The following is an 11828-nucleotide window of genomic DNA, read 5'->3' on the forward strand; positions in this document are numbered from 1 at the left end:
GCACAATGAGCGTTTCCACCTACTTCGACACCATGGACTACGGCCCTGCCCCGGAAAGCGACAAGGATGCCCGCGCCTGGCTGGCCAGCCACGAGGCCTCGTTTGGCCATTTCATCGGTGGCCGCTTCACCCTTCCCGGCGCCCAGCTGGAAGACCTGGAACCGGCCACCGGCAAGTTGCTCGCCCATCTCACCCAGGGCTCGGCCGCCGACGTCGATAGCGCCGTCCAGGCAGCCCAGGCCGCGCTGGCGCCCTGGCAGGCGCTGGGCGGCCATGGCCGTGCGCGCCACCTGTATGCGCTGGCGCGCAGCGTGCAGCGCCATGCACGCCTGCTGGCGGTGCTGGAGAGCATCGACAATGGCAAGCCCGTGCGCGAATCGCGTGACGTGGATGTGCCTCTGGTGGCGCGCCACTTCTATCACTACGCCGGCTGGGCACAATTGCAGGAACGCGAATTCGCCGGTATGGCACCGGTGGGCGTGGTGGGCCAGATCGTGCCGTGGAATTTCCCGCTGCTGATGCTGGCCTGGAAGATCGCACCGGCGCTGGCGCTGGGCAATACGGTGGTGCTCAAGCCGGCCGAGTCGACCTCGCTGACGGCGCTGCTGTTCGCCGAGCTGGCGCAACAGGCCGGCCTGCCGGCGGGTGTACTCAACATCGTTACCGGCGATGGTCGCACCGGCACGGCCATCGTCGATCATCCCGGTATCCACAAGATCGCCTTTACCGGCTCCACCGACGTGGGCCGCCAGATCCGCGAACGTACCGCCGGCAGCGGCAAGTCGCTGACGCTGGAGCTGGGTGGCAAGTCGCCTTTCATCGTCTTCGAGGATGCCGACATCGACGCCGCCGTCGAAGGCGTGGTCGATGCCATCTGGTTCAACCAGGGCCAGGTCTGCTGTGCCGGCAGTCGCCTGCTGGTACAGGAAGGCATCCATGACCGCTTCATCGCACGGCTCAAGGCCAGGATGGACAAGCTCAAGGTCGGCGCGCCGCTGGACAAGTGCAGCGACATGGGCGCGCTGATTTCGCCGGTGCAGCTCGAACGCGTGCGCAGCCTGGTGCAGCAGGGCCTGCGCGAAGGCGCGCAATGCCATCAAGTGGCGATCGATGTTCCGGCCGGTGGCTGCTTCTATCCACCCACGCTGCTGACCGGCGTGCATCCTGCGGCCACCGTCGCCACCGAGGAAATCTTCGGGCCGGTGCTGGTGGCGATGAGTTTCCGCACGCCCGACGAGGCCGTGCAACTGGCCAACAACAGCCGCTACGGCCTGGCGGCCAGCATCTGGAGCGAGACCATCGGCCTGGCCCTGGGCGTGGCGCCGCAACTGAAGGCCGGCGTGGTGTGGATCAACACCACCAACCAGTTCGATGCGGCAGTGGGCTTTGGTGGTTATCGCGAATCCGGCTATGGCCGCGAGGGTGGACGCGAAGGCTGCTACGAATACCTCAAGCCCGTCACCAGCAAGGAGCATGTGCTGCGCAGCCCGCACCCGGCCCCGCACGGTGATGGCGCAGCCGCCACCTCACCACTAGGTGGCGCCATCGACCGCACCGCCAAGCTCTATGTTGGCGGCAAGCAGGTGCGCCCCGATGGCGAGGCGTCCATGCCCACCTACGCCGCCCATGGCACACGCCTGGACGACGTCGGCCTGGGCAATCGCAAGGATATCCGCAATGCCGTGGCCGCCGCCGTCAAGGCCGCAGCCTGGAGCAATGCCACACCGCACCGGCGCGCCCAGGGGCTGTACTACATCGCCGAGAACCTGTCGGCGCGCGCCGATGAGTTCGCCCACCGCATCGCCGTCACCACGGGGGTATCGGCCGCACAGGCCAGCGCCGAGGTCGAGGCCAGCATCAGGCGACTGTTCTCCTATGGTGCCTGGGCCGACAAGTTCGAAGGCACGGTGCACCAGCCGCCCATGCGCGGCGTGGCCCTGGCCATGCCCGAAGCCATCGGCGTGGTGGGCGTGGTCTGCCCGGCCGAGCAGCCGTTGCTGGCCCTGGTGAGCCTGGTGGCGCCGCTGGTGGCGGTGGGCAACCGCGTGGTGGTGGTCCCCAGCCAGCAGGCGCCGCTGGTGGCGACCGATCTCTACCAGGTGCTCGATACCTCGGACTTGCCGGATGGCGTCATCAACATCGTCACCGGCAGAAGCGCCGAACTGCTGCCGGTGCTAGCCGAGCACGACGAAGTCGATGCGCTGTGGGTGCGGGGTCCGGCGGATTTCTCGGTGACGGCCGAGCGCCTGTCCATCGGCAACCTCAAGCGCTGCTTCGTCGACTACGGCCAGGCAACCGACTGGCTGGACGAGGTCCAGGGGGAAGGTCCGCACTACCTGCGCCAGGCCACCCAGCTCAAGAACATCTGGATTCCCTACGGCGAGTGAGACGCGCTGCGACGGCGGCCCGTTGAATTAGGCAGCAGCGAATAGTGGATTCAAATAATTTGATTTTTCGAAAGATCATTGAACCAGACAACATGAAAACCGCGCCAGACAATTAGATTAGCTGGCGTGACACGATTTACACCATTTGCATCATAAGCATTCCTATAAAAATCCACCGGAGACAACATGCTTAAGAATCTGCACCCCCTCTTGAATGCCGACGTGCTCTACGCCCTACGGGCCATGGGTCATGGCGACGAACTGGTTCTGTGCGACGCCAACTTCCCGGCCGACTCGGTGGCCCGCCAGAGCGTACTGGGCAAGCTGCTGCGCATCGATGGTGTCTCCACCACCGAGGCCGCGCGCGCCATCCTCTCGGTGCTGCCACTGGACAATGCGGTGGAACGTCCGGTGCGCCGCATGGAAGTCATGGGCGAACCCGATACGGTGCCGGCGGTGCAGCAGGAATTGCAGCAGGTGGTCAACGCCGCCGAGGCGCGCGTGCGCCCGCTGGGCTCCATCGAACGCTTCGCCTTCTACGAAGCGGCCAGGAAGGCGTATTGCGTCATCGCCACCGGTGAGCGCCGCTTCTATGGCTGCTTCCTGATCAAAAAAGGTGTACTGCCTCCCGAGGAGTGAGCATGACTTCCCTCCCTCAAAAGAATGGCGTGGCCGTGCTCGGCATCTACGTCGCCGATCTGGCCTTTCGCGCGCCGGGCATGCCCGGCCTGGGCCAGACCGTGGCCGGTACCGGCTTTGCGATGGGGCCGGGCGGCAAGGGGTCCAACCAGGCCGTGGCGGCGGCCCGTGTGGGTGCGCCGGTGCGCTTCATCTCGGCCATTGGCAAGGATGCGTTCGGTGATTTCGCACTCTCGCTGTGGCGACGCGAGACCATCGCGCCCCACGTGCGCGTGATCGATGGTGCGCCCACCGGCGCGGCCTTCATCTATGTCAATGACGCCAGCGGCGACAACGCCATCATCGTGGTGCCGGGCGCGGCCTCGCAATTGTCGGCGCAGGATGTGCAGCGCGAGCATCAGGCCATCGAAGCGGCCAGCGTCTTCGTGACGCAACTGGAACAGCCACCCGAGGCGGCCCTGACGGGCCTGCAGATCGCCCGCGCCAGCGGCACCACGACCGTCTTCAACCCGGCCCCGGCGCTGGACTTCCCGTCGCAGATCTATGGCCTGTGCGACTTCATCACGCCCAATGAACACGAGGCCGCGCAACTGACCGGCATCGAGATCCACGACATCGCCGATGCCCGGCGCGCCGGCGACGTGCTGCTGGAACGAGGCGTGGGATGCGCGCTCATCACGCTGGGGGCGCAGGGGGCGCTACTGCATAGCCGCACGCAATCGCTGCACCTGCCGGCCCTGCATGCGGGTGCCGTGGTGGAAACCGCAGGGGCCGGCGATGCCTTCAACGGCGCCTTTGCCGCCGGCCTGGCCGAGGGCATGTCGGCCGAAGAGGCGGCACGGCTGGCGACAGCGGTAGCGGCCATTTCCGTGACCCGGCCCGGTACCGCACCTTCCATGCCCAGCCGCCAGGAAGCCCAGGCACTGTTGCAGGCGGTCGCCTGATATCGGCGCGCGCGCCATGACATTCTCCGGCAAGGTGAATTGACGATGAAACTGAAGATCTCCGATCCGCAACTGCTGTTCCTGCTGGCCATCAATGTCGCCATCCTGGTGGTGGCGACCGTGTTCTCGCATGGCGACTTCCTGGATCTCTACAACTTCCAGTCCATGGCCAGCCAGTTGCCCGAGCTGGGCCTGCTGGCCATCGGCGTGGCGCTGGCGATGATCTCCGGCAATGGCGGCATCGACCTCTCCGGCATCGGCCTGGCCAACCTGGCCGGCGTGGTGGCGGCGGCCCTGATGCCCTTGCTGGTGGCCGCGCCCGATGCTGCGCCCTGGACCTATACGCTGGGCTTCGTGGCGGTGGCGCTGGTCACGGGCCTGCTCGGTGGCGCCCTGAACGGCTGGCTGATCGCCCGCGGCAATCTCACGCCCATCCTGTGCACGCTGGGCACGCAGCTGATCTTCACCGGCCTGGCGGTGGTGCTGACCAATGGCTCCAGCCTGCGCATCAGCGTGGTCGATCCGATCTCCGCCATCGGCAATGAATCGCTGCTGGGCGTGCCCATCCCCTTCATCATCTTCGTGGCCCTGTTGCTGCTGGTGGGCTGGCTGATGCGCTACAGCCTCTTCGGCATCAAGCTCTACCTGCTGGGCACCAATGCCCGTGCGGCACGCTATGCCGGCATCTCGCAGACCCGCCTGCGCCTGGCCACCTACACCCTCAGCGGCGTGCTGGCCTCGGTGGCCGGGGTCATCATCGCCGCGCGCACCGCCAGCGTGAAAGCCGACTATGGCAACTCCTACCTGCTCATCGCCATCCTCATCGCGGTGATGGCAGGCATCCGTCCGCAAGGCGGCTACGGACGCATGGTCTGCCTGTTCTTCTCGGCGCTGGCGCTGCAGCTGCTGTCGTCCACTTTCAACCTGCTGGAGATTTCCAACTTCTTCCGCGACTGTGCCTGGGGCCTGCTGCTGCTGTGCTTCCTGGCATCGGCGCGGATCAGCTGGCGTGATTTCTTCCCGCAATCCAAGGCGCATGCGCGCAAGTCTTGAACAGCACCCCGCCTGTCAAGAACCATCCAACCTACGTGGGGAAACTGGAGACATGATGAACAAGAAATCGGCTTGCTTAATGGTGTCGGCCCTGGCGGCCGTGGGCTTTGCCAGCGCCCTTCAGGCGCAGAACAAACCCATCGATATCGTCACCGTGGTCAAGATCACCGGCATCAGCTGGTTCAACCGCATGGAGGTGGGCGTCAAGGAATTCGGCGCCGCCAACCCCGGCGTGAACACCCGCCAGATCGGCCCGGCCCAGTCGGACGCGGCGCAACAGCAGCGCCTGGTGGAAGACCTGGTGGCCAAGAAGGTCGATGCCATTGCGGTGGTCTCCATGGATCCGCCGACGCTGGAACCGGTGCTCAAGCGCGCCCTCGAACGTGGCATCAAGGTGGTCACCCACGAGGCCGACAACCAGAAGAACACGCTGGTCGATATCGAGGCCTTCGACAATACCGCCTACGGCGCGCGCCTCAACGACCGCCTGGCGGCCTGCATGGGCGAGACCGGCAAGTGGTCCTCGCTGGTGGGTTCGCTGGGCAGCCAGTCGCAGGTACAGTGGGCTGACGGCGGTGCCGCCAACGCCGCCAAGAAGTATCCCAAGATGACCCTGGTGGATGCCAAGAACGAGTCGGCCAACGATGCCGAGAAGGCCTATGCCAAGGCCAAGGAAATCCTGCGCAAGCATCCCGACATCAAGGGCTTCCAGGGCTCCTCCTCGCTGGACGTGCTGGGTATCGGCCGCGCCGTGGAAGAAGCCGGCCTGCAGGGCAAGGTCTGTGTCTATGGCACTGGCCTGCCCAGCGAAGCCGCCAAGTTCCTGGAGTCGGGCGCAGTGGGCGGCATTGCCTTCTGGGATCCCAAGGATGCCGGCCTGGCCATGAACAAGGCCGCCAGGATGCTGGTGGAAGGCAAGAAGATCACCGACGGCATGGACCTGGGCATCCCCGGCTACAACAAGGTCAGTGTCAAGAAGGGTCCGGGCGTGGGCGTGATCGCCACCGGCCAGGCCTGGGTCGAGGTGGACAAGAAGAACTACAAGCAATACGCGTTCTGATCGTCCTGCTCCGAGACGGACGTGCGCACTGCCACCGGGCGCACGTCCCTTGTTCCTGATTCCGTCCTTGCCATCGCCATGTCCACAGCCATGACCAGCCCCGCCCCTTCCCCTGCCGATCCCGCCGAGGCGCCGGAATTCCTGCGGCTGGAGGGGATCCACAAGCGCTTTGCCGGCGTGCATGCCCTGCGCGGCATCGACCTCAGCATCCGTGCCGGCCAGATCTATCACCTGCTGGGCGAGAACGGCTGCGGCAAGAGCACGCTGATCAAGATCATCGCCGGTGCGCAGCCACCCAGCGAAGGCAGCATCATCATCAACGGCGAGCGGGTCGAGACCCTCACGCCGCTGGCCTCGCTGTCCCTGGGTATCGAGACGGTCTACCAGGACCTGTCGCTGCTGCCCAACCTGAGCGTGGCCGAGAACGTCGCCCTGAGCGAGCAGCTGGTGCGCCACCAGGGCCGTCTGGCGCGCCTGTTCGACAGCGCGGCGCTGAAGGCGACGGCGGCGCGCGCGCTGCGCGCGGTCAACCTGCCGGCCACGCCGGCCTTCCTCGATACGCGGGTCGACGAGTTGCCCATCGCCACCCGCCAGCTCATTGCCATTGCCCGCGCCATCGCCACCAGTGCGCGCATGGTCATCATGGATGAACCGACCACCTCGCTGACGCAGAAGGAAGTCGATGCGCTGGTGAAGGTCATCAATGGCTTGCGCGCCAATGGCGTGGCCGTGCTGTTCGTGAGCCACAAGCTCGATGAATGCTTTGCCATCGGGGGCGAGGCCATCGTCTTTCGCGATGGCGAGAAGGTGGCGCAAGGTCCGATCAAGGATTTCACCAAGGCCAGGCTGGGCCAGCTCATGACTGGCCGCGAGCTGAGCGAGGAACGCTACCGCGTCGAGGCGCCATCGTCCCGGCCGCTGCTGGAGGTGCGCGATCTGGGCCGTCCGGGCGCCTTCGAACAGGTCGGCTTCGCGCTGCACGCGGGCGAGATCCTGGGCATCACCGGCCTGCTCGACTCGGGCCGCAATGAACTGGCCCTGGCGCTGGCCGGCGTCGAACCGGCCCGCAGCGGCCAGATCGTGCTGGATGGCGCGGCGCTGGCGCTGCGCACGCCTGCTGACGCCATCGCCCATGGCATCGGCTATGTGCCGGAAGACCGCATCAGCGAAGGCCTGTTCCTGGACAAGTCGATTCGTGACAACCTCATCACCACCATCCTGCGCAAGATGCGCGGCCGCTTCGGCGCGCTCGATGCGGCGGCCTGCCAGCGCTTCTCCAGCGAGACCGTGAAGCAGTTGCAGATCGCCACGCCGGACGTGGACCGGGCGGTACAGTCGCTCTCCGGTGGCAACCAGCAGCGCGTACTGATCGGGCGCTGGCTGGCCATCAACCCGCGCGTGCTGGTGCTGCATGGTCCGACGGTGGGGGTGGACGTGGGCTCCAAGGACATCATCTATCGCATCATCCAGGACCTCGCACGGCAGGGCATGGGCGTCATCCTCATCAGCGACGACCTGCCCGAGCTGCTGCAGAACTGCGACAACCTGCTGTTGATGAAACGCGGTCGCGTAGTGCGCCGCTTCGAGGTCGAAGGCCTGGCCGAGAGCGACCTCTCCCACGATCTGGTATCAGAGCAAAAATCTGAGCAAAAATCAGAGCAAAAAGCAGCGCAAAACCAAGAGAACTAGCCATGGATGCAAGCACCCTCAAGCATGCGGCACCGGCCGCTACCGACACCAATGTCGTTGCCCATATCGATCACGACGGACAGCCCGGCCCGCGCCGCGCCAATCTGGGCGCGCTGCTCAAGAAGAACCCCTCGGTCTTTACCCTCGCGCTGATCCTGCTGGTGACGCTGACGGTGGCGCTGATCAATCCGGCCTTCTTCCAGCTGGCGGTCCTGTTCGACATCGTGCGCGCCTGCACCACGCTGGGCCTGTTCGCGCTGGGCGTGATGATCGTGCTGGCCGCTGGCGGCATCGATGTCTCCTTCGCCGCCATCGCGGCCCTGACCATGTATTCCATCACCAAGGTGGTGATGACCTGGTTCCCCGAGACCCACATCGCCGTGATCCTGCTGGCCGGCGCCGTGGGCGGCACCGCCCTGGGTGTGCTCAACGGGCTGCTGGTGGACTGGCTCAAGGCGCCCTCGCTGATCGTCACCATCGGCACCCAGTATCTCTATCGCGGCATCCTGCTGACCTTCGTGGGGACGGTGTTCTTCATGAACGTGCCCCATGCCATGGACAACTTCGGCAAGCTGGCACTGGCGCGCCATGACACCGCCAGCGGCCTGCATGCGATCCTGCCGGCCACGGTACTGGTGCTGGCCGCCGCCAGCGTGCTGACCTGGTGGCTGCTCAACAAGACCCTCATGGGACGCGCCGTCTATGCCGTCGGCGGCAGCCTGGCCATTGCCGAACGGCTGGGCTACAAGCTGCGCTCGGTGCACCTGTTCGTGTTCGGCTACGCGGGCTTCCTGTCGGGACTGGCGGGGATCGTCCATGTCTCCAGCACGCGCCTGGCCAATCCCTTCGACCTGGTCGGCAGCGAGCTCGATGTGATCGCTGCCGTGGTGCTGGGCGGTGCCCGCATCACCGGCGGCCACGGTAGCGTGGTGGGCAGCCTGCTGGGCGTGCTGCTGGTGACCCTGATCAATAACGTGCTGATCCTGGCCGGCGTCCCCAGCACCTGGCAGAAAGTCATCATCGGCAGCTTCATCGTGCTGGCCGGCGCGGTATTTGCCCTGCAGCGGGAGAAATAGGCCTGAACAGGCACTGAAAAGTGCCGGCGGGAATGTTCCTGTGGATTTTATGACCCTCCGGCACAATAAATTATCATTCAAACAACAAATTGTAAAAAAAACAAAAGAGATGGTGCCGTTTTAAATTAAGCTTGCGGTCGAAATCAATCATTTCGTTTTCGATCGATGCCCCCAATCGCGTTCCGTCGCCGTTCCTTGTGGAAGCTCCTCCTGTGGGGGGGCTGTAGCATGCTCGGCCTGGCGGTCATTGCACAACTGGTGCTGGGCATCGCTGAAGTCGGCCATATCGACGCCTCCTCGATGCAGGCGCTGCAGCGGGCCGAAGACGCCGGTCGCGCCACGGTCGAGGCCCTCAGGCGCGCCGAGGCCAGTCCCTTTGAATCCTGCTCGGATGCCGACCTGAACGTCCTGCGCCATATCGCATATGCCAACAGCTTCGTGGCCGACATGGGGCGCATCGACCAGGGCGTGGTCCTGTGTACCGCGCTGTGGGGCCGCCTGGATGCCCATTCGCGCCTGCCGGTGCCGCACTACCGGTCGCGCGACTACCTCGTATGGAGTCAGCAGGACATCCTCAAGACCCATTACCTGAGCAATATGGTGGCCTTCGGACATAGCCTGGCCATCGCCTCGCCCAGCACCTTCGAGCTCAACCGCTTCTACCAGGACGTGGCCCTGCGCATCACCAACCGCGACCAGAGCTACGTCTATGCCGAACGCGAAAGCCAGCGCTACAACCCTGCCGGCGCCATCCGTCTGCTGCCCGAATTCCAGGTCCAGCAATGCAGTAACGACATGGCCCTGTGCGCGCAGGCCTCGGCGCGCCTGCACTGGTTGCCGCTAGCCTATCCGGGCGCATTCCTGGGGGTGCTGGTGGTGGGACTGATCGCTGGCACGCTGGCTTGCCTGCTGTATCTGCGCAACCGGCGCAACCGGGGCGTGGTCGAGAAACTGCGCAATGCCATCCTCGATGGCGAAATCGTCCTGCTGTACCAGCCCATCGTGTGCGTGACCGATCTGACCCTCAAAGGCTATGAAGCACTGGCACGCTGGCGGCCTGACCACGACTCCGAAATCGGCCCGGAAGTGTTTGTGCCACTGGCGCTGCAACATGGACTGAGCAGCGCGCTGACCAAGGCGGTACTGGAACGCGCCATCGGCGAGATGCGCGCCACCCTGCAGAGCGATGACACGCTCATGCTGGCCATCAATACCGAAGTGGCCGATATCGAGGATCCGGACTTCATCGCCTTCGCCATGGATATCACGGCCGATATGCCTGAACTGCGCTGGCAGCTGCATCTGGAGGTGACCGAGCGCGCCGATATCCGCTCGCCCATCTTCACCCAGCATGTCGAGCTGCTCAAGCAGGCCGGCTTCGCCCTGTGGATCGATGACTTCGGCACCGGCAGCGCCAATCTGTCGCACCTGTCCTATGCGCAATTCGATGGCATCAAGATCGATCGTCTCTTCACCAGCGCCCTGAGCACCGTCTCGCCACTGCGCTCGATCGTCCCCAACCTGCTGCGCCTGGCCCACGAGCTGGGCCTGCAAGTGGTCATCGAGGGCATCGAGACCGAGAGCCAGCTGCAATGCGTGCGCGAGATCGCCTCCGAGATCCATGCGCAGGGCTGGCTGTTCAGCAAGCCGCTGGAGCTGGGCGAGATCATCCAGCGACCGGCCCTGGCCTAGGCGCGGCGCTACGCCGCCTGCCCGTATGGGCGCAATCCCCGTTCCGGCGATCACCGGACCCGCCAAATGAAAACACCCTGCAGCATACCGCCTGCAGGGTGAGTGCGATCCTCGTATCAGCGCCGATGCCATGCACCGGTGCTGATCAGATCAGGCCTTCTTGCGGCGCACGAAGCCCAGGCCCAGCAGACCCGTGGTCAGCAGCAACAGGCTGGCCGGTTCCGGCACGGCGCTGGCGGTCAGCGAGACGGCGGTGATTTCGTTACCGACCGATGCGTTGCCCAGACCGGCTACGGCAGCGAAGGACAGGACTTCGGTGGCGCTGGTGGCGACGACGCTGAAGCTGTTGAGGCCCCAGGTCAGGAAGTCGGCCGCGCCGCTGCTCACATCACTGGTCACCAGGTTGCCGCCGAAATAGACGTTGGTCTGCTGCTGACCCGAACCGGGACGCTGGCCATAGGCCCACGACAGCACATAGGTCTGGCCCACGGTGAGACCGGTGATGGTTTGCGAGATGGTGTCCCAGGTACCGCCGTTGAGCTCGGCGCTCTGGGTGGTACCGGTGTAGGCAGCACCACCGAGGATGGCGCTGTGATCGATCTCGATACCGTCATTGTTGCGGGTGTTGGTCCAGCCGGGAACCGAACCGTTGGCGAAACTGGACCAGCCATTGCCGACGTTGTTGGCATCGAAATTGCCGTTGGTGACCAGGTTGACTGCGGTGGCCGAGGCCGGCGCGGCGCAAGCCAGGCCAAGGACGGCAACAGCCAGCGTCGGGGCCGACAACGCACGCAGGCGTTGGAAGATGGGGCGATGAGTGGCGATAAATTTGCTCATGGCGAACCTATATCAATTTAATTGTTGGAATGAAGTGATGCTCGTCAGACACATTGTCTAACTGACAATATTTAGCAATAGCTATGCCAGATAGCTCTCCCCTATAAAATCAATCGCTTAGAAGGTATATCCACAATAGACCTTATGAGCTGTAAGGTTTTTCGACGTGACATGTGAGTGTCTGTCAGTCTTCCCTCCGGCAAAGGATGCTCTGGCCGGCTATGGATACATGATGAAGGGCAATATCGTTGCTGTGCCTGTCCGTCACTCTCCTGTCGATGCCTGATAGTAAAACGACAAATTCGGCAGTCATATCGGGGAAAACCTGAGGCAAGAAATGGCGTTGCAAGATTGTCGATGTTGATTTGCTCGCAGATTTGACCCTCTCCATTTGACCCACCTTCCATTGCCTGCTGAAGGCAGCCACCCGGTCATACGACCCCTCATATCC

9 protein-coding genes and 1 pseudogene are annotated in these 11828 nt (G+C 64.4%); 8 read left to right on the plus strand and 2 right to left on the minus strand.

Annotated elements, in window-relative coordinates; all coding sequences use genetic code 11:
- Positions 1 to 5: 5 nt before the first annotated feature.
- The 8 genes from ACIPHN_RS11085 to ACIPHN_RS11120 all read left to right on the plus strand — a co-directional run bounded on the left by ACIPHN_RS11085 (position 6) and on the right by ACIPHN_RS11120 (position 10540).
- On the plus strand, positions 6 to 2387 hold the full coding sequence (locus ACIPHN_RS11085) for an aldehyde dehydrogenase family protein (protein WP_400436069.1): 2382 nt from the start codon (positions 6 to 8) through the stop codon (positions 2385 to 2387).
- 186 nt (positions 2388 to 2573) lie between these two features.
- Positions 2574 to 3026, plus strand: a complete 453-nt coding sequence (locus tag ACIPHN_RS11090; RefSeq protein WP_400436071.1) for an RbsD/FucU family protein — start codon at positions 2574 to 2576, stop codon at positions 3024 to 3026.
- Positions 3027 to 3028: 2 nt separating this feature from the next.
- Positions 3029 to 3970 carry a ribokinase gene (rbsK, locus tag ACIPHN_RS11095; RefSeq protein ID WP_400436073.1) on the plus strand — a complete coding sequence of 314 codons (942 nt, stop codon included), beginning with the start codon at positions 3029 to 3031 and terminating at the stop codon, positions 3968 to 3970.
- Positions 3971 to 4015: 45 nt separating this feature from the next.
- Entirely contained in the window at positions 4016 to 5023 is a 1008-nt protein-coding gene (locus ACIPHN_RS11100) for an ABC transporter permease (protein ID WP_400436075.1), read from the plus strand.
- A gap of 52 nt (positions 5024 to 5075) precedes the next feature.
- Positions 5076 to 6083: an autoinducer 2 ABC transporter substrate-binding protein gene (locus ACIPHN_RS11105; RefSeq protein ID WP_400436076.1), complete on the plus strand. Its 1008-nt coding sequence runs from the start codon at positions 5076 to 5078 to the stop codon at positions 6081 to 6083.
- 90 nt (positions 6084 to 6173) lie between these two features.
- Entirely contained in the window at positions 6174 to 7772 is a 1599-nt protein-coding gene (locus tag ACIPHN_RS11110) for a sugar ABC transporter ATP-binding protein (protein WP_400436093.1), read from the plus strand.
- A gap of 2 nt (positions 7773 to 7774) precedes the next feature.
- Positions 7775 to 8848: an ABC transporter permease gene (locus ACIPHN_RS11115; protein ID WP_400436078.1), complete on the plus strand. Its 1074-nt coding sequence runs from the start codon at positions 7775 to 7777 to the stop codon at positions 8846 to 8848.
- 228 nt (positions 8849 to 9076) lie between these two features.
- Positions 9077 to 10540 carry an EAL domain-containing protein gene (locus ACIPHN_RS11120; RefSeq protein WP_400436079.1) on the plus strand — a complete coding sequence of 488 codons (1464 nt, stop codon included), beginning with the start codon at positions 9077 to 9079 and terminating at the stop codon, positions 10538 to 10540.
- Between the two features lie 150 nt (positions 10541 to 10690).
- Here the strand turns inward: ACIPHN_RS11120 and ACIPHN_RS11125 are convergent, their stop codons facing one another.
- Complete coding sequence (locus tag ACIPHN_RS11125; protein WP_400436081.1) at positions 10691 to 11377, minus strand: PEP-CTERM sorting domain-containing protein; 687 nt, start codon at positions 11375 to 11377, stop codon at positions 10691 to 10693.
- A 184-nt stretch (positions 11378 to 11561) separates the two neighbouring features.
- Positions 11562 to 11828 (minus strand): annotated as a pseudogene (locus ACIPHN_RS11130) (hypothetical protein); the annotation flags it as partial.

This window comes from Herbaspirillum sp. NPDC087042, assembly GCF_044745245.1.
In the GTDB taxonomy this organism is placed as follows: Bacteria; Pseudomonadota; Gammaproteobacteria; order Burkholderiales; family Burkholderiaceae_D; genus Herbaspirillum.